Annotated in this window: 16 protein-coding genes; 8 read left to right on the top strand and 8 right to left on the bottom strand. The window is 44.0% G+C overall.

Going from position 1 to position 24,826, the window contains the following annotated elements; genetic code table 11:
- The first annotated feature begins 13 nt into the window (after positions 1–13).
- Both H7844_02570 and H7844_02565 read left to right on the top strand, forming a co-directional pair.
- Complete coding sequence (locus tag H7844_02570; protein ID MEO5356164.1) at positions 14–1,213, top strand: ammonium transporter; 1,200 nt, start codon at positions 14–16, stop codon at positions 1,211–1,213.
- Between the two features lie 141 nt (positions 1,214–1,354).
- Positions 1,355–2,890, top strand: a complete 1,536-nt coding sequence (locus H7844_02565) for a hypothetical protein (GenBank protein ID MEO5356163.1) — start codon at positions 1,355–1,357, stop codon at positions 2,888–2,890.
- 89 nt (positions 2,891–2,979) lie between these two features.
- Here H7844_02565 and H7844_02560 read toward each other — a convergent pair whose 3' ends face one another.
- The 8 genes from H7844_02560 to smc form a co-directional block, all read right to left on the bottom strand.
- The gene (locus H7844_02560; protein ID MEO5356162.1) at positions 2,980–4,938 is read right to left on the bottom strand and encodes a DUF3488 and transglutaminase-like domain-containing protein; all 1,959 of its coding nucleotides are present in this window, start codon (positions 4,936–4,938) and stop codon (positions 2,980–2,982) included.
- Between the two features lie 7 nt (positions 4,939–4,945).
- Positions 4,946–7,063, bottom strand: coding sequence for an EAL domain-containing protein (locus H7844_02555; protein MEO5356161.1), 2,118 nt, complete (start codon positions 7,061–7,063; stop codon positions 4,946–4,948).
- Positions 7,064–7,197: 134 nt separating this feature from the next.
- A complete protein-coding gene (gene acs, locus H7844_02550; protein ID MEO5356160.1) occupies positions 7,198–9,186 on the bottom strand; it encodes an acetate--CoA ligase in 1,989 nt (662 codons plus the stop codon).
- Positions 9,187–9,580: 394 nt separating this feature from the next.
- Complete coding sequence (locus tag H7844_02545) at positions 9,581–10,198, bottom strand: YkgJ family cysteine cluster protein (protein ID MEO5356159.1); 618 nt, start codon at positions 10,196–10,198, stop codon at positions 9,581–9,583.
- Positions 10,199–10,304: 106 nt separating this feature from the next.
- Positions 10,305–11,687, bottom strand: coding sequence for a B12-binding domain-containing radical SAM protein (locus tag H7844_02540; protein ID MEO5356158.1), 1,383 nt, complete (start codon positions 11,685–11,687; stop codon positions 10,305–10,307).
- Between the two features lie 101 nt (positions 11,688–11,788).
- On the bottom strand, positions 11,789–13,234 hold the full coding sequence (locus H7844_02535) for a tetratricopeptide repeat protein (GenBank protein MEO5356157.1): 1,446 nt from the start codon (positions 13,232–13,234) through the stop codon (positions 11,789–11,791).
- A gap of 3 nt (positions 13,235–13,237) precedes the next feature.
- Complete coding sequence (locus tag H7844_02530) at positions 13,238–14,512, bottom strand: AAA family ATPase (GenBank protein MEO5356156.1); 1,275 nt, start codon at positions 14,510–14,512, stop codon at positions 13,238–13,240.
- A 94-nt stretch (positions 14,513–14,606) separates the two neighbouring features.
- Positions 14,607–18,140: a chromosome segregation protein SMC gene (gene smc, locus H7844_02525; GenBank protein ID MEO5356155.1), complete on the bottom strand. Its 3,534-nt coding sequence runs from the start codon at positions 18,138–18,140 to the stop codon at positions 14,607–14,609.
- 306 nt (positions 18,141–18,446) lie between these two features.
- On the opposite strand from smc, the gene dsrA reads away from it, so the two are divergent.
- The 6 genes from dsrA (at position 18,447) to H7844_02495 (ending at position 24,452) form a co-directional block, all read left to right on the top strand.
- Entirely contained in the window at positions 18,447–19,649 is a 1,203-nt protein-coding gene (gene dsrA, locus H7844_02520) for a dissimilatory-type sulfite reductase subunit alpha (GenBank protein MEO5356154.1), read from the top strand.
- Positions 19,650–19,710: 61 nt separating this feature from the next.
- On the top strand, positions 19,711–20,787 hold the full coding sequence (gene dsrB, locus H7844_02515) for a dissimilatory-type sulfite reductase subunit beta (protein MEO5356153.1): 1,077 nt from the start codon (positions 19,711–19,713) through the stop codon (positions 20,785–20,787).
- 79 nt (positions 20,788–20,866) lie between these two features.
- Complete coding sequence (locus H7844_02510; GenBank protein MEO5356152.1) at positions 20,867–21,085, top strand: hypothetical protein; 219 nt, start codon at positions 20,867–20,869, stop codon at positions 21,083–21,085.
- Positions 21,086–21,695: 610 nt separating this feature from the next.
- Positions 21,696–22,661, top strand: coding sequence for a chromate resistance protein (locus tag H7844_02505; GenBank protein ID MEO5356151.1), 966 nt, complete (start codon positions 21,696–21,698; stop codon positions 22,659–22,661).
- A gap of 23 nt (positions 22,662–22,684) precedes the next feature.
- Entirely contained in the window at positions 22,685–23,239 is a 555-nt protein-coding gene (locus H7844_02500) for a DUF2148 domain-containing protein (protein ID MEO5356150.1), read from the top strand.
- Between the two features lie 13 nt (positions 23,240–23,252).
- A complete protein-coding gene (locus H7844_02495; protein ID MEO5356149.1) occupies positions 23,253–24,452 on the top strand; it encodes an MFS transporter in 1,200 nt (399 codons plus the stop codon).
- Positions 24,453–24,826 lie beyond the last annotated feature (374 nt).

Genomic DNA, 24,826 nt, shown 5'->3' with positions numbered 1-24,826 from the left:
CGATACGGCATGGATGTTGATTTCTACTGCGCTTGTGATGTTGATGACACCGGGGCTTGGTCTTTTTTACGGAGGCATGGTCAGAAGAAAGAACGTTTTGGGTACAATAATACAGAGTTTTATGATGCTCTGCATGGTAAGTGTAATATGGGTTTTGTGGGGATATACGCTTGCCTTTGGGCCTGATAAGGGTGGATTAATCGGGGGTCTGCAATGGTTGGGTTTAAGCGGGGTAGGGCAGGAGCCATCTGATTATGCTACAACTATACCGCATTTGGTGTTTATGATGTTTCAGGGGATGTTTGCAATAATCACACCGGCACTTATAACCGGGGCATTTGCAGAGAGAATGAAATTTTCGGCCCTCCTTGTGTTTTCGGCCCTGTGGCTGACCTTTGTCTATGCCCCACTCTGTCATTGGGTATGGGGTGGCGGTTGGATAGGAGCAAAACTTGGTGCTCTTGATTTTGCCGGTGGAACAGTAGTGCATATAAATTCGGCAGTGGCCGCATTTGCCGCTATCTTATTTGTAGGTAAACGCAAAGGGTATGGGAAAATCCCAATGCCGCCACATAACGTAACTATGACAATACTGGGAGCGGCACTTCTATGGTTTGGATGGTTTGGCTTTAATGCCGGAAGTGCATTAACCTCAGGCGGACTAGCCTCAATAGCCTTTGTTACGACAAACACAGCCTCCGGTGCCGCCGGTTTGGCCTGGGCTTTTGTTGAATGGTATCACAGAGGAAAGCCTACCGCCCTGGGTGTAGTCAGCGGTGCAGTGGCCGGTCTTGTTGCCATAACGCCTGCTGCCGGGTTTGTCGGGCCTGTAGCGTCTGTTATAATAGGCGGTGTTGCCGGAGTGATTTGCTACATAGCGGTAAGTCTGCGGCCAAAACACGGACTTGACGACTCGCTTGATGTGTTGGGTATTCACGGAGTGGGGGGGACGTGGGGAGCACTGGCTACAGGAATATTTGCCTCCGTTGTGATTAATCCGGCGGGAAAGAACGGGCTTTTGCATGGTAACCCTGGACTGCTCCTTAAGCAGTTTATAGCAGTGGCGGCAAGTTATGTGTTTGTATTTATAGTTTCAGCCATAATTTTAAAAATGGTTGATTTAACTATCGGCTTGAGACTTTCTGAAGAGGATGAGGCAATGGGGTTAGATTTGGCTGTACACGGGGAGACCGGCTATGATTTTGAACATTAAAGAAAATGCTACAGTTACCGATTTATTACTATGGACTCTTGTGAAAAGGGAGGTGAGAGCTTAGTACAAAAGCGCTTTTTTAATAAAGTATGTTTAAGGTTAAATATTAAGGGGCATCGCCCCTGCAAGGAGGCACAATAATTGAAAAAGCTACTTTTATTTACGTTAGTGGTACTGTTATGTACACCGGTTTATCTTTATGCAGCGGATGATGCAAAGTCAGCTACAGCTGTAGTTACTAAGGGAGAGACAAAGATAACAATAGGTGGAGAGCTCCGTTTCAGAGGTATGTACAGGCATAATGTTAACGATGCGACAAACGACGGCACGACAAACTATACTAAATTAAATATAGTTGGATACAACATTGCTGCTCCGGTTGCCTATAACGTAACAACAGCTAACGGCACAAACTATACCGGAAGTGCAACAAACGGTACATATACATTAGGCAGAAGGGTTGTAAGTTCAGGGGATGACCACGAGTCATGGTATGACACACGGGTACGAATCAGTACGGAAATAGAGGTATCTGATGCAGTGACAGCCATGATAGAGCTTGAATCAAATACCGGTGACTCCGACACCACAGATGTCAATATGTGGGGTAATTCATCAGGGGCCACAGGTATTTTCGCCTCCGGTAACGCAAAACGCGGAGACCTCCGGCTGAGGCAAGCGTGGATTCAATATGTAAAAAACATTTTTGGAGTAAAAATTGGCCATCAACCTGTTGTCCTAGGCAGCGGTATATTTTATGATCACTCTACACATGGAGACGACGCTATTTTTCTTTTTGCCAGACCGGTTAAACAGTTGACAATCGGAGCCATGACGGCAAAGCTGAAGGAGAGCACTATAAACTCACCCGATGATGCCGACCTCTACACAGTGCTTGGCATATACAAGGGGGAGAGTTTGAATATAAGCGGCGATGTGTCCTATATAAATGACCAGTCCTTTAACAGCACGGCAACGAAAGCTCATCTGGTTAATTTCGGCCTCAGGGCGGACTACACATGGAAAATAGTGACAATCAGAGGCGATGTGGAAGTTCAGACCGGCACAATAGACTGGAGCACAAAGGACAGAGGCAGATTCCGCGGATTGGCCTTTTTAACAGGTTTAGATTATCAGGTCGGGCCTGCCAAGTTGACACTTGAGTATGGTTATGGAAGCGGTCAGGCTAAAGACGATACAAATGTAAATGATATAAAATCTTTTGCTAATACACAAAATGCTGAGGAGAAGGGTTATGCATATGTTTATGACTATCACTTAGCTAATGCGTGCACCGGCTTAAACGGAGTTTCAGGCGGTGGGTCAAACCTTTGCAACACTATGTATTTAAAGGGCGGCGTGAGTGCCGACATTACAAAGTCCCTCTACGGTGAGCTATATGCTCTGTGGTTAAGGGCGCCCAAAGCAACATACATGTATGACGGGCAACCCTCAACAGATATCGGTTGGGAAATAGATGCTAAGCTTGCATATAAGATAGCCTCAAACCTTACATACTGGGTAGAAGGGGGGTATATGATTACCGGCGGCATTTACGACCGGATTAAAACAGAAACCTTCACATACACCTACCCCTCAGGAACCGCCCTCACAACTTATGAATATACCCGTGACAATGCCTATGCTCTGAGACACGGCATAATGCTGACGTTTTAAAGAAAAGGGTTTGAACCGGAATACTAACGGGACTGCCTATGGTAACATGGGCAGTCCCCGGTGGCTGCCCAATAAACACTGTTACCCTCTCAGCAATTATTTAAAATATCTTTTAACAGGCGTACTTTTTCATTGGTGAATTTTTGGTCTTTATAGAATATTCGCTGAAATTCTGCGGCAAATCTCATAGCGTGAATTTTTAGTTGCTTATCATCAATGGAGGAGACGAATTCCAGTAGCCCCTCGTTGCTCTTTTTAATAAAACCGCGTCTGTTCAGTCTCAGATAAAATTCGCCTATCAGCTTTTGCTCAACGGATTTTTTCTTTATAAGAAGCAGGTAAGCGACAATAAAAACTATCGGCAGAAGTGCCAAATAAAGAAAAAACCATCTGGAGCCGATTTCCCCGATTTTGAAGTTAAAAGCCGGTTTTTTAATAGTCATTTTTAACCTGTTAAATATGCTGATTTGTTTGTCAAGGTTATAGTTTATGACAAAAGCATTCCAGTAGTAATTTATACTGTCGGCAAAGAGGCGGTAAGGGGATAGCTCTGTTTCTTCTGCTAAGAGAGGGTTAGAGCTAAGGGGAGGGGTTGGGTCGTATCTTATCCATCCCCTGTCTTTAACATATGCCTCTACCCACACGTGAGCGTTTCTTTGCAGCACAACGTAGTACCTGCCTATATCATTATAAGTGCCGCCCTTGTAGCCGCCTGCAACATTAGCCGGGACCCCTGCCAACCTCAGCATAAGAGCCATGGCTGAGGCGAAGTATTCACAATTGCCGCGCCGCTCTTTAAACAAAAAATCCGAAAGGGGATTGTCTGAAACAGGCAGCCTATCCAGTGAATACGTGTAGAGGCCGGAGTGCAAGTATCTGTAGATGGTATTTATTGCCTCCTCTGTGTTACGTCCTGATGTCAGGGATTTTGCTAATGTTACAACCTTCTCAGGGACAGCGTCAGGGAGTTGAAGAAATCTTTCCATGCTTCTTGGCTCTGCGTAGTTATTGTCACTTTGCGGTATGTCAATCTTAGAGATGGCATCATAGCGTATAGTGGTTTTTATAAAATCTCTTACCGAGACTGTAAAATCATCTGAAATCCTCGAGCCGCGCTGGATTACCGAGACCGGTTTATCCAAAGCAAAGAGATACTTATTTTCGTACGGTTGCAGATAAATTGTCTGAAGGACTGCTTTAGCGCCTGGAAAGGTGGTTTTAGGCCCCGCCTTTTCATCCTCCCTGAGGCTTGAGTTCCACGTGGAGCCGTCGAAGTGGTCAAACACTATGCCGCGCCAGTATAAATGCTTATCGTCAATGCGCTCCATGTTTGCCCGAAAGACGGGGCTGTTATCCAGTTGAATGTTTGATACGCTGCCAAGAGCTATACTTTCTGAAAATCCTGATTTCCCTTGATGCCCGCGGTTTAAAAAACCCAGAAACTGGTAGTTTGTTCGCGGCAGTATGATAAATATGGCGGCAGTGAGAGGTATTGAGGCAAGTGGTATGATAAGGGCACGCTGTATGATTTTAGAAAAAGACCCGCTGTCTATCACTAAATCCGGCACCTCGGTATGATACGTAAGAAGCACTATTGATACCGCTACAAGAAAAAACATGGCCATAAAAAACAGAAAAAAGGTGAAATCAATAGAGAGCAACGCCGAGCCCATCAGTAAAAAAACAGAAATCAAATATATCTGCATGTAGTCTCTGAACTTTTTATCCTCAAGAAATTTCATCGCAAGAAGTATGACCAGAGCCTCAACGGAGGGTTGCACTATGTCCTCAGTTAATATTCTGTAAACAGACACCGCTATAACCAGGACGGAAATCAGATTTATTATCAGAGGTGAAAGGTGGGCGGGTTTTTTGAAGTCAAAGTAAAGTGAGGTCGCTATGAGAGCGGCAAAGGCAACAGGGAATATCGGAGAGATATGTGTAAAAACCGACAGAAAGCCAATCAGGGCGATTATATAGGTGGATATTTTTACGGCATGTTCTACTTTTATACGTTTAAAACGGCTGGATTGTGTGAAAACGGCCATTAGCCGTTCAGCCCTTTAGTTTAAAGCTTGCCTCATCGTTAAGAATCTGAAAGATATCTCCCGAGGCAAGGGCAGGTGCAAACAGCGTTCCCTGAACTACGTCACATTTAACCGCTCTGAGGAACTCAAGTTGCTCATCGGTCTCTACACCCTCGGCAATAACTGTGAGGCTTAGAGTATGTGCCAGCGCTATTATGGCCCTGGCTATGGTTGCATAGTCCGTATCCACTGTAATGTTGTTTATAAAGGACTTGTTAATTTTCAACGCATTAACAGGAAATCTTTTCAGATGGCTTAATGAGGAATACCCTGTGCCAAAGTTATCTATAGTTATTGAGAATCCGATATTTTTTAGCTTTTTCAATATTGTTATGGACTCTTCAACATCTGTCATAATTGTGTTTTCATTGAGGGTAACATCGAGTAGTGTGGGGTCGGCTCCGGTCTCTTTTAGTATCCCCGTCACCACATCAATAAGGTCTTTGTGTTTGAACTGGCTTTCAAGGACTTTTATTGACGCCTGTATGTGGTTAAATCCCATATCACTCCACTGCTTACTTACTGAGCAAACCTGCCGGAATATTAACTTGCCCATAGGTAGAATCAAACCGGAGTCCTCGGCTATGGGGATAAAGTCGGAAGATGGCACATGTCCCGTCTCAGGGCTAATCCACCGCACTACTACCTCCATCCCCCTGAAGTTACCACTGTTGATGCCCACCTGCGGCTGATACAGCACTGAGATTTCATCTCTTTGCAGTGCTTTTCTCAGTCTGTTTTCCAGATTGAGTTTCTCAACAGACCTTTTGTTCATAGAGGGGGCAAAAAACCGGTAGTCTCCCCTTCCGTGCTCCTTAACCTGATAAAGAGCTACATCTGAATTTTTAAGCAGCGTGACCACATCATCAGTGTCTGTGGGGAATATGCTTATTCCTATGCTTGCACCCACGGAGCATTCATGGTGTTTAACAATAAACGGAGCCGACAATGTTGCGATGATTTTAGTTGCTAATCTTGAGACGTCATCAGGTCTCTGAAGGTTAGTCATTATAACAGTGAACTCATCGCCTCCCATCCTGGCAACCGTGTCGGATTTTCTTGTACATGCTTCAATTCTGCGGGCAGCCTCTTTAAGAAGTAAATCCCCTATGTCATGCCCCAGTGTATCATTTACTTTTTTAAAACGGTCTAAGTCTATAAACAAAAGAGCCAGCTTGGCCTTATGTCTTCTGGCCTGTTCCACGGCCTGAACTAATCTGTCGTTAAAGAGCATACGGTTGGGGATGTTTGTCAGGGCGTCGTAGTGGGCTAAGTGATGCAGTTTTTCTTCCGTTTCCCTCCTTATCATGGCACTTACAAATATCTCGCCAACCATTTTTATGACAACTACCTCCTCAGGATGCCAATGTCTTTGCACTGTCTCAGTGGCCAGAGCTATAAAACCCATCTTTTTTTGCCCGTAAGCAAGTGGCATTACGGCCATAGAGCGTATGGCTTTTGGTGCCCTATCGTCAAGAGAATGTATCTCTTCTGTGGAGCTTTCATAAAAGGATATCCTGCCGGTGTCTGCTATGTCTTTAAACCACTGCAGGGTGTTTGTGTTTATCTGTTGGGAGGCACACAACGGCGGCAGTGACTGAGTCTGCCACTGATAAAATATATGGCTGTCCTCATTATATATACAGAGAAAGGCACGTTGGACATTTGTAGTTTCAGCTATACGCTGGAGTGACTTGTTCATCTCCGTGTACAGCTCCCCCACGGCAATGCTTATGAAGTTTGCAGAAATTGAAGCGGCAAGATTTTCCAGCGTGACGCGGTAGCTTAATTTATCCGACAGGGTTTTCATCGTTGTTATATCACGTGAGGTAAAAGCATAGCCTGTCAGATTGCCGTAGTTGTCTGTTATACAGGAAATCCTGGATTCAAGGAAAATAGTTTGTCCGTTTTTTGTCTTTTGATGGACATATGAAATCTCACCGTCTCTTTTAGCTCTCTCTACAGCCTCTGACAGCGTATCGGGAATAACGTGTTCTCTGTTTTGGATTTCTGCGAAATTCATATCTAAGGCATCCAGGGCGCTGTAGTCAAACAGTTGTTCGGCTAAAGGATTGAAATATTTTATGCAGTAATTAATATCGCACGCAACGATAGCACTATCCAGGGATGTGCGCAGGATGTCATTAAGGAAACAAATTTTTACATTTTTATTAAATATCGGCGTTTCCTCTTGTTATAAAGCATAAATAAGACACCCTCCTACTGCCTGCCCTTAACGAGTGCATCTACAACCAGCGGGTCGGCAAGAGTGCTGGTGTCACCCAGGTTTTCAATCTCTCCCTTAGCGATATTTCGCAGAATTCTTCTCATTATTTTTCCGCTTCTTGTTTTAGGTAAAAACGGTGAGAACTGAATCTTATCCGGTACGGCAATGGGTCCTATAACTTTTCTTATATGTTTTTCAAGCTCGCCTTTGAGCTCCTCAGTAGGCACAACCCCCTCTTTCAGGGTGACATACACATAGAGAGCCTCGCCTTTTACCTCATGAGGATAGCCTACAACGGCAGCCTCAGCCACGTTTTGGTGGCTGACCAGGGCTGATTCCACCTCAGCGGTTCCTATACGGTGTCCTGAGACATTTATAACGTCATCAATTCGTCCCATAATCCAGAAATCACCGTCCTCATCGCGCCTTGCCCCGTCTCCGGTAAAATAAACGCCCGGGAAGCGTGAGAAATAAACATCTTTTACCCGCCTGTTGTCGGGGTCTCCGTAGGTGCCTCTGAGTATGCCCGGCCACGGGTTTTTTATTGTCAGATAGCCGCCCTCGTTAACACCGGCGGGGCTGCCGTCCTCTTTCAGGATTTCAGGGTTTATGCCAAAAAAGGGCTTACAGGCTGAACCGGGCTTAAGCGCCATTGCACCGGGAAGCGGAGTTATCATTATCCCCCCCGTCTCGGTCTGCCACCATGTATCTACAATGGGGAGTTTTCCGCCTCCTACCACGTTGTGGTACCACATCCAGGCCTCCGGGTTTATGGGCTCTCCCACGGTGCCAAGAAGCCTCAGCGATGATATGTCGTGGCTGTTGACCCACTTATCCCCTTCTCTCATAAGGGTGCGGATGGCCGTTGGGGCCGTATAAAACACGTTAACGCCGTATTTTTCCACTATCTTCCAGAACCTTCCCGGGTCAGGATAGGTTGGTATGCCTTCAAAGAGTACTGTTGTTGCGCCGCCGCTGAGGGGGCCGTAAACAATGTAGCTGTGGCCGGTTATCCATCCGGCATCAGCCGTGCAGAAAAAGATGTCTTCCGGGCGGCTGTCAAATATCCATTTAAATGTTAATGATGAGTACAGCAGGTAACCGCCGGTTGTGTGAAGCACCCCTTTAGGTTTGCCGGTTGAGCCCGATGTGTATAGTATAAAAAGGGGGTCCTCGGCATCCATCCACTCAGGCGGGCAAAAGGAAGTTATGTCACCGGCTCCCATTTCATCATGCCACCAGAGGTCACGTTTTGCCTCCATGGAAACATCCGGTGAGGAGGTCATCTGAACCTTAACGACTATCATGTGTTTAACACTTTTACAGTGCTCAACCGCCTCATCGGCATTGCTTTTAAGGGGCACCAGTTTTCCCCCTCTTGAGCCGAAATCAGCTGTTATCACAAGCTTTGCCTCGCAGTCAACAATTCTGTCTCTTAGCGCCTGGGCGCTAAAGCCGCCGAATACTACACTATGGATTGCTCCAATGCGAGCACAGGCCAGCATGGATATTACAATTTCCGGCACCATGGGCAGGTATATCATCACGCGGTCGCCCTTTTGTACTCCGTGTTTTTTCAACACGTTGGCAAAGCGGTTTACCTCAGTGTAAAGTTGCTGGTAAGTATAGGTCTTGTTTATTATACCGTAGTTGGACTCCCAAATGATGGCTGCCTTGTTTCTCAGGGCTGAGTGAACATGTCTGTCAAGACAATTATATGTTGCATTTAACTTTCCGCCTTCAAACCATTTTACAGAGGGTTTGTTGAAATCATATTCAAGCACTCTGTCCCATTTTTTAAACCAATGTATATGCTCAAGGGCGGCCTCGGCCCAAAAACTCTCGGGGTCCTCTGTTGAGCGCTTGTACATATCCTCATACTGTTTCATGGTTTTGATACAGGCCTTTTCTGAAAATTCCTGAGGCGGGGGAAACACTCTCTTTTCCTCCATCAGTACCTCTATGTTCATCTTATCAGCCATTTCCTCCACCCCTCCTTACTTCCTTATTGATAGCGTCTCAAGCACTGTATCTAATACCAAGTTGCATTCAATCGTCTAACTTTGTTGGCTTCGTCACAAGCTCCTTAACGTCTCCCCTAAAGGGGAATCCCCTGTAAGGGGAGGCGTCGCTTGTTCCTTGCCGCCTGCGTTTACTTCTGACTGCAACTTGGTATAAAATCACATTTATTATACTACAAAGGGGAAAAAAATGCTGGAACTCAGATTAGGGTGTGGTAACTAATAAAAAAAATTGCTATAACTTGGAAGAAGGCTTTTTCTAATATAGTGACGGCGGTTGTTAAAACTCGAATCGGATTTGTCCAATTCTCACTGAATCAAGGCACCCCCTGTCGTACCTTACAGCGCATTTCCCCTACTTATCTTGAGCGGCTTTCAGATCGTATTCGTTAATAGCTTTCAGCAGTTGTGACCATGAGTATTCTTTGAGGTTTTTAACATGGGCATATATCTTGTTGTTTTTTATAAACTTATTTTTTTCTTTTTCATCTTTAATTCCGTAGAACTCCAGGACGGTATGGAGTGCCTGATTTGTGTAGTTTATATTTGGGGTCAGGACGTCGTTTCGTCTTGTAAAGAAGGGGTCTTCTCCTTCGGCACAAGGTGTACCGAATACGTTAAACTGTCTGCATGCTGTTGGTCTCAGAATGTGTATGATGCAAGAAGAGTTGATTAAAAACGGGCAGGGATCGGACTTCTTAAAAAACTGCAACTGCCATTTCAGAGTTTCTCTTACCGGCATTTTGATTTTCTCGATGACGAAGTAGTAAATTCCCACCAGTTCGTGTGGATACACCGGAATATCTTTGTGGGTTTTGCAGCAATGGCAGCATCCGTCCTGACAAGCCAGACCTTTCTCTTTAATCTTGTATTGTTGTTCGATTGCCGTTTCGATACTTGTATCAACAATAGCGTAGGAATCCAGAAGCATTGAAAGCCATGGAAAGCGGCCTTCATCAGCATCAAAACTCACACGCCTGCGGTTGAATTCATTTTTCCCGATTTTTTGTTTCAATATTCACCAGTTTTTTGATTTATGTTGATGGTAGCTCTTTAGAAGGCGAGGCAGGTATGTCTGTTCAGGAAGTCAGCCATCTTACCCCTCGTTTAAGTATAAATGTAAAATGCTCAAAACTCTTTATTGTTCTTATCAGTTGTAAGAATATTCTCGGTCTGAAATAGAACTTAAAAAATCCCTTAAACCGTAGAATTTTTATTGTGTTGTAGCTCATCCCATCGGGAATAAAGCTTATCGTGTGCAGCGAGTGATGTGCATTTTCCAGGTCAAAGCTATATTGGTTGGCTTCATGCAACTGTGTGAATTCCTCGGTGGCCGGATATGGCTGAAAATATGAGATGCCGATTCTGTCCAGTTCAAGCTCAGTGGTGAATTTCAATGTCTGCTCTATCTCCTGCCGGGTCTCACCCGGAAATCCTATTATAAAAAACCCCCCGATGTCCATCCCTGCCTGCTTGACCATCGAAATTTTCTCTTTTATAGTTTCTTTGGTTATTTTCTTCTTAATAAGTTTCAGCCTGCTTTCGTTTCCGCTTTCGACTCCGACATTTACCGAATAACAACCTGCCCGGTTCATTAATTTCAGAACCTCAAGGTCAAGATTGTCTAATCTTAAACCGTTTGGCAGAGCCCACGTGATATTCAGATTTGTGCCTAGTAGGGATTCACAAAAATTAACAACACGTTCCCTCTCCATGGAAAAGTTATCATCCTCAATGTGGATTTCTTTAACATTAAAATGTTTATTGAGATATTTAATCTCTTCAATGACATTTTTAATGCTTCTGTATCTGATTTTTTTTCCTGAAATCACGCCTGCCGAGCAAAATGTACATGGGTATGGGCAGCCTCTTGAGGTAATTAAAGGGGCATACGGGAATTGTTTATAAAATGCGCCGTGCGGGGCTTTGGGATATTTATCCGGAGGCATAAGGTCCCATTGCGGAAATGGAAGCTCATCTAGATTTTTAGGCAGCAGTTGTCTGTTTACCTTTATTTGACCGTCTTTTAACCATATGAGATTATCAAATTCCTCAAGGTCATCACCCGGGTGCGGGATATTTTCTATGAATTTTTTGAAAGCAAGCTCACTCTCACCGGCAAAACCGTAATCTATGAGGCCCCTCAGGTACTGAAATGTCTCCACAGGCATTAAAGTAATTTGAACCCCACCCAGCAGAATAATGGTATCGGGTAAAATCGGCCTGATTTGTGAAACAAACTGCTTAACAAAAGAGATATCTTTAGTGTAGGCGGAAAGGCCAAGTATATCGGGTTTCTCACTAATTATTTTTTTTATCAAAACAGTATCGGAATCTTTATCCCTGAGCTGGTCAAAAATCGTGGTGTCTTTGTTTGCAACTGATGCGCTGAGATAACCGTAATTAAGCGGTGGAATTATCTCATCAGCGGTTGTATTTAAACGCACAAATAATATTTTCATTTTAAATTTGCAGCAAACACAGGAAATCTTATCACAACAGCTACTGTATCATGTTTTTTTCATATATGTCAAATTCGGATCAGTATATACACTGCACCATCCTACCCCTCTATCCCTTCTCTCTTTAATGCCTGTGCGATTTCATAACTCTTTAACGTCTTATTGATTTCAATTACTTTCATCAGGCACTGTGCCGATTCTGCTTTTTTACCGGTTACATCGTATAACACCGCAAGGTTAAAAAGGGTAACAGCCTCGCCGCTTTTATCGCCAATCTCCTTACTGATTTTTAAACTCTCAAGCATATACTTCAGGGCGCTCTCATAATCGCCGCGGGCATGATAATTTGTAGCTATGTTACCTAAAGTAGTCCCTTCCCCCGCTTTATCGCCAATCTCCTTCCTGATTTTTAAACTCTCAAGCATATACTTTAGGGCGCTCTCATAGTCGCCGCGGGCATGATATATCTGGCTGATATTATTTAAAGTAACCCCTTCCCTCGCTTTATCGCCAATCTCCTTCCTGATTTTTAAACTCTCAATCAGATACTTCAGGGCGCTCTCATAATCGCCGCGGGCATGATATATACTGCTGATATTATTTAAAGTAACCCCTTCCCCCTCCTTATCGCCAATCTCCTTCCTGATTTTTAAACTCTCAAGCATATACTTCAGGGCGCTCTCATAATCGCCGCGGGCATGATATATCTGGCTGATATTATTTAAAGTAGTCCCTTCCCCCTTTTTATGGCCAATCTCCTTCATGGTTTTTAAACTCTCAAGCATATACTTCAGGGCGCTCTCATAATCGCCGCGGGCATGATAATTTATCGCTATGTTACCTAAAGTAGTCCCTTCCCCCTGTTTGTCGCCAATCTCCTTCCTGATTTTTAAACTTTTCTGATAATTCTCAAGTGCCTTATCGAGTTCATATATCTTCTTATAATTTTCACCAAGGTCATGATAAGTTTTGCCGCATTCCTTCTCTGTGAGTGAATATGTCTTTAGTGTATGCTCTAAAAAAAGTATTCTATTTTTTACATCCTGTTCGTTAAAATATTCGCTTTGTGTTGCAAATTCCATAAGGGGTTGCCTGTGAACAACAGGAAACTTAAAAGTTATGGAAACATAAGCAAAGAAATCTTTGGCGATTTTTATCACAAGGTCTGTAAAATAGGCGGGAAGGAAAAAAACCAATGCCTTATTTAGGTTTAAGTACAGCTCCCTGCTTAAATTTAAATCAGTCAGTAAAGCGGTTTTATCGTTACCGCCACCCATTTTCATATTGTGCAGATTCAGAATCAATATGATTTCTACAGAGGGGTTTTTCTCAATACACGTTCTTATTTCATCCAGGCATCCTGTCAGGTTGTCAGTGTCTTTGAGGTCAATAGTTGTTATGTTTCCGCCTGAGAGGTCAGCCATAAGGGCGGCCACAATTTCATCCTGTCTGAGAGGCTCGTTTATTTCAACTATTACAAAGCATGTATCAATGTTCTGAAGATATAAGAGAAGTTCCCTGTAAGTGTTTTCCGGCTCAATCGGCACAGACTATATAAGCCTCTTGTCCCTGAGTATATCAACAACGGCAGGGTGCAGGTCACACCACCTGTCGCCGTTATATTCGATAACCGCAGCAGCATTGAGGAGCTCAAGCAGGTATTTATCCCGAAGAGGTTTTTTGTCACGGCTTTTATAAAGTGCCAGCAGGTAATCTGTGTGTTCATCGGCTATGCTTCTTTCTAAAGTGCTCTTAAGTTCATTATATGCCGATTTTGCGGAATCAAGACTAATCGTACTAAGGCCGCGGCCAAGCGATATCAAAGCCGCCCTGATAACCATATCGAACAGGTGGCGTAAAGCCCCTCCGGAGTGTTCAATTATGAATTCTATAACGTCTGGGTCAAACAAAGACATGTCAGCTCTTTTGCCTGTCAGTGCTTTTATTATTTCTACGCCGTTTTCATTTGGCTGCCCGTTTTTATCTTTCACCTTAATCATACTCAATATCTCAGGGTAGCTGAAGGCGTCTCTGATTGCGTCAAACTTTTCGGAGTAATGCAGAAATATTGGAAACGTGTAAATAAGATGAATGTCCAACGCCGTCAGAATTTCCTTATGATTCAGAAACAAGTCGGTGGCAACCGGAATATCAAGTTTATCGAGGTCCTCAATTATTATAAGCGGTTCTTTATTGTCTTTTCGGAGTTTTTCTTTTAATATTCTTATGAGGTCGTTAGCGCTATCAATCATTTTTCTCAGCCGGGGTTCAATAAATTTTCTTACGGTTAATTTCGATTCCTTTCCGGTTTTTAGCACACCCTTTACTCTTAACTTTATAGCATTAAGAATACCGATTTTAGCTTCCGCTCCGGCCTCCGCCTCTGTTTTTTCGACATCTATAATTTCTGAGAGCCTTGTGTCCATCCAGTAGGATATAAGATTATCGAGAATTGACTGGTTTTCTCTTAATCCCTCCGGCACAGCATCCACAAGTTTTGTAAGAATAGCAAAAAGCACGTCCGTATAATTAAGGTCTGTAGTGTCTGTTTCGTCTTTTATGGAAAAACTGATTATTTCAAAGTCGCTCTCCAATTCCTTTGACACCCGCCAAAGCTCTGTGGATTTGCCGCAACCACGGTGTCCCATAAATAAAATCTTCTGTGGGTCGTCATAATTTGCCCGCAGGTAATTGCAAAGGTTCAGGGCTGAATTCTGCCCGCGCACTTTATCCGTATCTGTATAAAAGAGTGCATATGTTTCACCCTCAAGAGGGAAAGGTTTTGCCGCTCTTAATAGTTCTTTGAGATTTTCAGCTCTTTTCATACTATACATCCCGCCTCCTGTGTGTGATATGTTGTGTTATACCACGGAATCCTTTGTTGTTGCAACTCAGTGCCCATAAACATTAACCTTTTCCTTATGTTTGGGCTAATTCCATGGAGATGACTTTAGAGACGCCCGGTGTTTCGGCTGTTATGCCGTATATATAATCGGCAACCTCCATGGTGGTTCTGTTATGAGTGATTACGATAAATTGGGTGTTGGCGGACATTTTTACAATCATTTCGGCAAAACGTCTTGTGTTGGCCTCATCCAGGGCGGCGTCGGCCTCATCAAGGATACAAAGCGGCGTGGGTTTAATGACAAATCCGGCAAACACCAGAGATATGGCCGAAAGCGCCTTTTCCCCGCCTGAGAGAAGGTTTATGTTTTGCAGTTTCTTATGCGGCGGCTGCACCACTATGTCTATGCCGGACTCCAGAATATTCAGCGGATCGGTTAGAATCAGCTCGGCATAGCCCCCGCCGAAAAATGTATTGAATGTCTCATTAAATTTCGTGTTTAACTCCATAAATGCCTCGGAAAGCCGCTGCTTTGTCGTCTGATTTATTTTTGATATGACCTCGTTGAGCTCCGATATGGATGTAACAAGGTCGGCCTGCTGCTCAGCCAGAAAGTCATAACGCTTTTTCAGCTCCTCATACTCTTCTATGCTTGAAAGATTAACCGGTCCCATCTCACGGATTTGTTGTTTAAGCTCCGGAAGCGCCGCCTCCTGCCCCTCCGGAAGCTCCCCGGGCTCAAGTTCGGAAAGCTCCCTGCCATAGTTTGTAAAGACAGTGTGTCTGATGTTTTCCATTTTAAACCGTGTCTCAGTGGTCCTTAAATTAAGCGTATTAAGATTCTCTTTCCACTCATCACTGCTGCGCCTCAGTGCCTGGGCCTTTCTTTCAAACTCCCTCAGTTCGGTCGAACAGCCCGTTATTAATTCCCTCTGTTGCCGGATTGTCTCCCGTAACTGCTTATCCGCCTCAAAGAGCTTACCAAGTGCCCCCTCATCCGCAACAACTTCCAACGCCGCTTTGTCACTCTTGCGCTTTATTGTTTCAATCTCCTCACCAATTGAGAGTATCTTGCTTTCAAGGGTTTCCAGCTTCCTGTTTAACACCGGCTCCTCATTCTTAGCCGCCCTCAGCCGCTCCCTCCGCTTTGTCACAGACATTTTTTTTTCCATCAGAGACGCCCTTAGCTTTTCCAGTTGCCCACGCTTGTCTGTGGAGGATTCCCGCAATGAGCCAATATAAGCCTCCGTATCTTCTTTGGTCTTGGAGATAACCTCAAGGTGTGACTCCTTTTCAGTTTTCTTTTCCCGCAGTGAGGCTATTTCTTTATCAGTCTCGCCGGATTCTATTTGCATGAGGTTCAACCTCTGCTTAAATCTCTCCCTCTCTTCCCCCAGCTTTCTTATGTTGTTCCTAATGGCGGCTGTCTCTTTGTCTAAAGCCACCATAATCCGCTCTGTCTTTGAAATCTCATCCCTGAGAGCATCCCGCCGCTGAAGAGCTTCTTTATACCGTGAGTCCTGAGTCATCATAGTCTCCCGCAATGAGGCAACCTCCGTCCGCAGCTCCCTGATATTTCTTAAATGCTTCAGCACCATCCCCCTCTTGCCGCAAAGCACAGCGCCGGAGGGCTCTAACACATCCCCGTCAAGTGTCACAAAATAAGTACCGCCGCCACTGCCGTCTGTGTTTTCATCACGAAACAATTCAAAAGCCTCATTAAAACTCTCCACTATTGCAAAGTCCCTCAAAACCGCCCCTATCAGTGGTAAATACTCTGCAGGGGCACTCACAACACTTAACGGACTGACGGCTTTGCCGGAAAAAAGTACGGGCACCGTGTTATTGCCGCCGTCGGGGCTGCGTAGTAAATCAACGGCAAAAAGAGCTGTTTTTTCCAGGCTGCTGCTGTTTACAAAGCCAACTGCTGAGAGCAGCGACTCGGTTGAGCCCATAACATAACCCTTAAGTTTTTCAGCTAATGCGCCCTCTATGGCACTTTCATACTTTGCCTGCACTGTCAGTACCTCCGAAATAACCGCCAATGGGTTACAGACTTTGCTAAACTCTGTGGTGTTTGAGTCCCCTGTAGTGAGCTCCTCAAGAGACTTAAGCCTTGAAGTTGCAGCCGCCATAGTTTCTCTCACATCTGATATTTCCTCCCTGAGGGATTCAACCGACTGCTCCACATCCTCAATTTGCCCCTTAAGCTCCGTCAGTCGCTCTGTTTGCTCCTTAAATGCACGCTGCCGTTGTTCTAAATCGCTCTCCATTGACTGAAGCTGCCCGTCATGACGTTGTATGTCATCAACCGCCCGGTTTACAAACTCCGTGGAAGATTCCTTTTTCCTTATCAACGATGCAATAAGTGTCTGAATTGTTGACACCTCATTCTTTGCATTTCCCATGCTTTCCGATATCTGAAAGAGTTTTTTGTTTTTATCCCGGAGGGCGTCCTCTATTTCCAGAAGTGTTTTCTCAAGGGATGAAATCAGGGTATTTTCCCGCCCGATGTCATCCTCTGTGGAGGCAATCTCAGTCTCCAGTTTTTCATAAATACCGGTGAGCCTTTCAATAGAGTCTATGGCGTCGTCGCGCTCTGTGGAGTAATCACTCCGCTGGCCGAAGAGTCTCTCTGTGTGCTGCTGAGAATTATTAATTGCCGCCGTCTTTAATGCAATATCTTTCTCAAGCACTGCGATTTCCTTCTCAAGCCTCTGAAGGTCTTCCGTCATGGCTTCAAGAGCACTTCTGTGGTTAAAAACAACCTGAGATTTTGCCTGCCGCTCCTCCTCAAGTGTGCCAAGAGAGGCGGTAATTGTCCCTATTTTGACGATAATCTGTTCGGACTCTTCTGTGAGAGCCAGGTAGTCGCAGTGAAAGGCTTCAAAATCCCGTTTAGCAATTTTCAGCTCAATGGCGTTATGCTGTGCAGTGAGAGCTTTAAACAATTCAGCCTTCTTGGCCTGTTTTTCAAGAGAGCCGATGGAGCGTTTAACCTCCGAGATGATGTCACTTATGCGGTCAAGATTAATCTGAGCGCGTTCAAGCTTAGAAAGCGCCTCTGTCTTTCTTGCCTTGTACTTCATAACTCCGGCAACCTCTTCTATGAGAAAACGCCGCTCAAGTGGTTTTGTATTTAAAATTTCACTGATTCTGCCCTGCTCTAAAATCGAATAGCTTTTAACCTCAAGGCCGGTATCAAGAAATATTTCTCTTACATCCCTGAGGCGGTTTCTTTTTTTGTTTATCAGGTATTCGCTCTCGCCGCTGCGGAATAAGCGTCTGGTGATCTCTGTTGCGGGGTTGGCACCGTTGCCGCCGCCATTGTCTCCCGGGTTATCCGCCTCAACAGTAAAAGTAAGTGTTACCTCTGACATACCCTTGGGTTTAACATCGGAGGTGCCGGCAAAAATCACCTCTTCCATTTTATCCCCTCTCAAATTCTTTGCACTCTGCTCTCCCAGAACCCATCTGAAGGCATCCACCACGTTACTCTTGCCGCAGCCGTTTGGCCCTACTATACAGGTTATTCCAGGGTGCATTGTAAAGGTGGTCTTATCCGAAAAAGACTTAAAACCATTTAATTCTAAGCTGAGTATTTTCATCAAAAATTTTTTATATCAAGAAGAAAACTTTTTGTGCATTGTTGTATAATAGCAGAAAATATTTAATTATGGCGATTGAGAGGAAGATTGGGTTGAAAAAGAGATGTTTAAAAAAGATTATATGGGCAGGATGCCTGAAAAAACAAATACTATAGATAAAACTTATAAACATATCATTTTTTTTTATTTGACCATTTGTTGGAATATTTAATAGAGTGTAGCGATTATACAAAAGGGGTTTTAACGAAAAGGGGTTTTAGACAGGAATCTCTTTCACTTTAATAATATCATAAGCAGGAGGTAGTTATGGGTAAGAAGTACGAAACACCGCTACTGGATGAGCTTAAAAAAGGAGCTTTTCCGAGTTTTGTAGTGGAAATTGAAAAAGCAGCAGCCCGATCGGGAATGCCTGAGGATTTAGCAAGTATGGCATCAGACCTGTTGGGGCATACCGAGTTGTGTTTTAAAGAAAAAGTAACCCACTGGAAGCACGGTGGAATAGTTGGAGTAAGAGGATACGGCGGAGGCGTTATTGGAAGGTATTCAGATATTCCTCAGAAGTTTCCCGGGGTTGCGCACTTCCATACAGTCAGAATAAACAGCCCGTCAGGGTTTTACTATCAGGCTGATGCGTTAGCGGAGATATGTGATCTTTGGGATAAGCACGGAAGCGGTTTGACCAATATGCACGGGTCAACCGGCGATATGGTTATGCTTGGAACCCGCACGGAGCATCTTGAGCCGTTTTTTGCTGAGGTTTCATCAAGAGGATGGGATTTAGGCGGTTCCGGCTCGGCAATGAGAACACCAAGTTGTTGTTTGGGCAAATCACGTTGTGAATGGGCAAACATTGACACAATGGCGATAACCAACGATATTACTCATCACTATCAGGATGAAATGCACAGGCCTGCATTCCCGTATAAGTTTAAATTCAAAGTGGCTGGTTGCCCTGTTGACTGTATAGCGTCGGTAGCGCGTGCCGACATGTCGGTAATCGGTACATGGAAGGGCGATATCCGGATAGATCAGGCGGAAGTACAGGCGTATTCCAAGAAGATGAACATTCAGTCCGAGGTCATTGATATGTGTCCGACCGAGTGTATGTCCTGGGACGGCAAAGAATTAAAAATAGATAATGCAAATTGCAACAGGTGTATGCACTGTATAGCGAGAATGACTAAAGCTCTGAGACCCGGAACCGAGCAGGGAGCAACCCTTCTGTTGGGAAGCAAAGCCCCTATCGTAACTGGAGCGCTCCTTTCATGGGTAATAGTGCCGTTTATTAAGATGGAACCGCCGTATGAGGAGTTTTATGATCTTATAGACAAAATCTGGGAATGGTGGGATGAAAACGGTAAGAACCGTGAGAGAATCGGTGAGCTTATCGAAAGAGTATCGTTCCCGAAATTCTTGAAAGAAGTCGGCCTTGATCCTCATCCTGCAATGATTAAAGAGCCAAGGCGTGACCCGTTCTTCTTCTGGTCGGAGGAAGACATAGTAAAGTAATAAATGCTGTTAGTATTTAAATTATAAATACAATTTAAATTATAAATTTAGGAGGAATTATATGTCAGCAACACCGGAAAGACAGACAGATATAGGCCCACCACATTATGAAAAATTTTTGCACCCTGTGATAAAGAAAAACTATGGCAAGTGGAAATACCATGAGGAGTTAGGTGCGGGTCTTATGGTACACGTCTCGGAAAGCGGCGAGAAAATTTATACCGTAAGAATAGCATCGCCCAGGCTTTTATCCACAGACACGATAAGAGAGTACTGTGCAATAGCCAAGAAGCACTCAGACGGCTTCCTTCGTTTTACATCAAGAAACAATGTTGAATTCTTTGCCACCACAGAAGAAGCAGCCAAGACCCTTATGGCTGACCTGACATCAAAAGGCTACATGATAGGCGGCATCGGTGCAAGAATCAGCAACGTAGTTCATACACAGGGATGGGTACACTGCCATTCAGCGGCAACTGACGCATCCGGCCTTGTAAAGGCTCTGATGGATGAGCTGCACGAGTATTTCACAACAAAAGAGCTGCAAAACAGAGTGAGGCTTGCCGTGGCGTGCTGTGTTAATATGTGCGGGGCGGTTCACTGTTCAGACATAGCTATTGTGGGAGTACACAAGACCCCACCGAGAATTGACCATGACAACGTTAAAAACGCATGTGAGGTTCCCTCAACAATCGGTTCATGCCCGACAAGCGCTATCAGCCCTGACCCCGCTAAGAAGAGCGTGAAGATAAAACTTGAAAAATGCATGTACTGTGGTAACTGTTACTCCGTATGTCCTGCAATGCCTATATCGGATGCGGAAAATGACGGTGTGGCAATAGTTGTCGGCGGTAAGGTATCAAACTTAAGAACTCCGCCTAAGTTTTCAAAGCTTGCGGTGCCCTGGATTCCTAATGAGCCCCCGAGGTGGCCAAAGGTTGTTGACGCCGTTAAGACCATTTTGAATGCCTACATTAAAGGCGCAAAGAAGCACGAGAGAGTTGGTGAATGGGTTGATAGAATCGGTTGGGAAAGTTTCTTTAAAGAGACCGGTTTGGAATTCAAAATCCAGCACATTGACGACTTCACATTTGCACGTGAGACATTCAGAACATCAGCATCGTTTAAGTGGACGTAAACTTCAGATAATCACAGAGACGGAGGGAAATTATAGTTTCCTTCCGTCTCATATAAAAAAATAATTTTTGAGGTGTTTTATGGATAAAGAGGAAGTAAAAAAGATTGTTTATAAACTAGTTGAGGATTCAACTGGTAAAAAAAAGCTGAAACAGACCGACATACTTAAAAAGGTCTCAGCAGACCACGGTATTGAAAAAGACGAGGTTAAAGCCGCATTGCGGGAGCTGGTTGACGCAGGAACGCTTATTTTTACATATTTCGGCGGAAGTTTTATAGAGATTCCCCCCAAAGAATAGATATCGCCTCCTTTCACAGGGGTGGAGAGAATTTTCTAATAGTTTTCTCTGCCCTCTTGTGGCTTGTTTATCCCGCCTATAATACCAAGTTGCAATCAATCGTCTAACTTTGTTGGCTTTGTCAAAAGCTCAGGGGCGTACTCTCCCCTTACGGGCATAAGCGCTCAAATAACAATATAGGCTATATAGAGTTTTACATGTCGTTTTGTACTTTCCTCTTCCTTGTGTTTTCCATTAGACGTTCTTTTATTATGTACCAATGCTGCAGGGCACCATCTATAGCAAAAAGCAAAAGTATGTTTTTATTGAATTTATTAAAGAAGAGATTGCCACACCCCCTGCTGGGGTTCGCAATGACGGCATGTAGCTGTTTTTACTTGTTTTTTTATTCGTCATTGCTATGAGCGATAGCGACCAGGGGAATCCCCTTTAAGGGAGACGTCAAGGAGCTTTTGACTAGCCAACAAAGTTAATCGAATGAATGCTACTTGGTATTAAATAATTTTAGTATTACGTCTGTGAATGCTACTTAGTATTAGTATAAAATTTTCTTCTTGACAAAATGAAACATATGTTATATCATTAACACATGTTACAAAAAAGATGGCTTTTGTTTTTTTATACAGTGCCGGCATCGCCTGTTAACAACAGAGTTAAGATATGGAGACGTCTTGCCAAGGCCGGCGCTATTCAATTCAAAAATTCTGTTTATGTGCTGCCTTACAGTGAAGCTCACTATGAGCTCTTTCAATGGCTGTTAAATGATGTGTGCTCAACCGGTGGTGACGGCGGTTTTGTTGCTGTTGATAAGTTTGAGAGTATTAAAGATGACGATATTATTGCAATGTTTAATGCCGTAAGAGATAGCGATTATGAGAGAGTTGAAAAACACCTGGATGAAACAGACAGAAGCTTTGTTAACGCAAAAATGTCGTCAAGCACAGCCGGCGTTAATAGTTTTAGAAAAATCCTTGAACGCCTCAATAAACTGATTAATGATTATGAGGAGATAAAAAAGATTGATTTTTTCTTCCACTCTGGAAAAAAAGCAATCAAAAACAGATTAAGCGAACTTAAAGATGCAGTCATTTTTCATTTAAACCCCTTATCAACGGAAAAAGAGAAAAAAATAGTATTGCGGAGCATGGAGCGGTACAGTGGAAAGTGTTGGGTAACAAGAAAAAAACCATATGTTGACAGGTTATCATCCATCTGGCTGATTAAGAGATTTATAGATGACAATGCAGTGATAGCTTTTCAAAGTGAGGGGGAGATGGAGTTTCCAGCCCCTGTCGATACGGTTTATTTTGATGTGGTTGGCGGGGAGTTTACTCATATAGGGGATGATTGCACTTTTGAGGTGTTGATTAAATCATTTGGAATAAAAGACAGTGCTCTGAAGCATATTGCCGAGGCTGTTCATGAGATTGATATGAAAGACGGCAAGTACAGAAGTGCCGGCAGTGCAGGAGTTGAACAAATACTAAGTGGTATGCTTAGGCGTGTTAAAAGTGATATGGAAGCGGTCAATAAAGCAATAGAAATTTTTGATTTCTTATATGAGTCCAAAAAATAATTAAACTAAGGAGAGTACGCATTATGAAAGATATGTCGGAATTAGTGGCAGGCTTGATGGCTGTATCTGCAAGAACTGCGCCCAAGGCGGGGGGTAAGGATTTTATGGAAATAGTGGTAATTACCGATAGCGGCGATATGCAGAAAATTGCCGATGCCATGAAAGAATATGCCCCAAAGAGTACTAATGAGGCTTTTTGGTTAAGGGATGCCTCTAACATTGAAAATTCAGGAGCGCTTGTGCTGGTTGGGTTAAAGTCGGCAGTCACAGCGGGTTATGATTGCGGCGGATGTGGTTATCCTACATGTGCAGAGTTTAACAAAAACAGACAGATGAAAGAAAAGGAAATGGGATACTCAGGGCCGCACTGTATAATGAGAATGATGGATATAGGGGTAGCTCTGTCATCGGCTGCAAAGACGGCCGGCACACTCAATGTGGATAATCGAATACAGCAGAGGGTGGGAGCCACTGCTAAAGCCCTTGGATACATTAAGGCTGAGGTTGTCATGGGAGTACCGGTTAGCATTAGCGGCAAGAGTATTTACTTTGACAGACAGACCCCGATAAAACACTAAGGAACACTTAGAAATGACTGATTCGAGACCTAACTTTATGCCGATATACTTAGTCGGTTTCCTTGCCAGGTTTTCATACGCACTGGCAAGGTCTCCGGTGCTGCCGCTTTTTGCTCTGTACCTTGGAGCAGGCCCTGAGGCAATCGGTTTTGTCGTAGGAATATCAACCGTTACCGGTATATTTTTCAAAATGCCCTCAGGGGCTCTTTCAGACGTAATCGGAAGACGGAAAACGCTTTTCGCCGGTCTTGTTGTCTTTGCCGTAATGCCCTTTACGTATTTATTCGTAAAAGACTACAACCTGCTTGTTATCATAAGGTTCATACACGGTCTGGCAACAGCCATATACGGGCCTGTGGCAATGGCTGTTGTTGCTGATGAGGCCGGTGATAAAAAAGGTGAGGTACTTTCGTGGTTTTCCTCTGTTACAATTATAGGAAACCTCATGGGCGCCCCTGTCGGCGGATTTATCCTTCACACACTGGCTCAGGGAGCTCCAACATTTGTTGATTTTCAAAGAGCATATCTCCTAAGCGGTGCAACCGGAATAATGTCCCTTCTTTTTGGGATAAAAATGCTAAAAGCAGACAAAGCGCCGGAGCAGACAGCCGGACTGAAGGCGGCTTACAAGAAATTTGCCTCCGGCATAAAAGAGGTCATAAGTGATAAGAGAGTTGTTATAACCTCTGCAATGGAGGGCATACAAAACATGTCTATGGGAGCACTCGAGGCCTTCCTCCCCATATATGCCGTAACTGTGGCAGGGCTCAATGAGCTTCAGGCAGGGCTATTGTGGGCAGTTCAGGTGCTTGTCACTATACTGTCAAAACCTGTCATGGGCAAAACCTCCGACAAATACGGTAGAACTCTTATAATTACTTTTGGGTTGCTTTTTTGTGCGGTTTCTTTTGCGATGTTTCCCCTGTTTAAGAGTTTCTATCTGCTGATATGTTGTGCTTTAGTCTTTGGCCTTGGTGAAGCACTGGTTACCTCCTCATCGGCTGCACTGGTAGCTGATATGTGTAAGGAAAAGCACTTTGGGGCTGCAATGGGAACATTCGGCACTATCTTTGATGTCGGCCATGCCTCAGGCCCAATACTTGCCGGCGTGCTGATTGCAAATCTGGGTTATCTATACTCCTTCTGGATTATGGCCTCCCTCATTATTGTCGCTATCCCCGTTTTTCTGATTAATGTTAAAGTGAAGATTTAAGGGAGTATAAGGGGAAGGACTCTGTCCTTCCCCTTATACCCTTTCCTGCCTAATCATCAGGGGTCTCCCCACTTGTGGGGACTTCCCATAGACCCCCGGTTTCCAAGGTTTAGTCGTTTAAATTTAAATACCTTTTGGGATAACTGCAATTTTTTATTTAAATAATTTTAATATTACGTCTATGAACGCTACTTGGTATTAGTATGAGGTATAATTGATTTTGTTGGATATATATGTTATAATTATAACTGACCCTTAAGAATTGCAAAAGAGATATGTTGTGGTCATGGCTGCCAAATGGAGGTTGGCTGGAGAAGTTTTTTTCTCATTGGCGCATCAGTAGAATAAGCTGCCGGTTGATGCTATATGTGCGT

This window comes from Nitrospirae bacterium YQR-1, from assembly GCA_039908095.1.
Lineage (GTDB): Bacteria > Nitrospirota > Thermodesulfovibrionia > Thermodesulfovibrionales > Magnetobacteriaceae > Magnetomonas.
This window is presented reverse-complemented; position numbering and strand designations above follow the sequence as displayed.

Coding starts and splice junctions, on each gene's coding strand:
- H7844_02570 (MEO5356164.1), top strand. CDS start 14: ATGTTGATTTCTACTGCGCTTGTGATGTTGATGACACCGGGGCTTGGT.
- H7844_02540 (MEO5356158.1), bottom strand. CDS start 11,687: ATGAAAATATTATTTGTGCGTTTAAATACAACCGCTGATGAGATAATT.
- H7844_02500 (MEO5356150.1), top strand. CDS start 22,685: ATGAAAGATATGTCGGAATTAGTGGCAGGCTTGATGGCTGTATCTGCA.
- H7844_02560 (MEO5356162.1), bottom strand. CDS start 4,938: ATGGCCGTTTTCACACAATCCAGCCGTTTTAAACGTATAAAAGTAGAA.
- dsrA (MEO5356154.1), top strand. CDS start 18,447: ATGGGTAAGAAGTACGAAACACCGCTACTGGATGAGCTTAAAAAAGGA.
- H7844_02510 (MEO5356152.1), top strand. CDS start 20,867: ATGGATAAAGAGGAAGTAAAAAAGATTGTTTATAAACTAGTTGAGGAT.
- H7844_02495 (MEO5356149.1), top strand. CDS start 23,253: ATGACTGATTCGAGACCTAACTTTATGCCGATATACTTAGTCGGTTTC.
- H7844_02530 (MEO5356156.1), bottom strand. CDS start 14,512: ATGAAAAGAGCTGAAAATCTCAAAGAACTATTAAGAGCGGCAAAACCT.
- dsrB (MEO5356153.1), top strand. CDS start 19,711: ATGTCAGCAACACCGGAAAGACAGACAGATATAGGCCCACCACATTAT.
- acs (MEO5356160.1), bottom strand. CDS start 9,186: ATGGCTGATAAGATGAACATAGAGGTACTGATGGAGGAAAAGAGAGTG.
- smc (MEO5356155.1), bottom strand. CDS start 18,140: ATGAAAATACTCAGCTTAGAATTAAATGGTTTTAAGTCTTTTTCGGAT.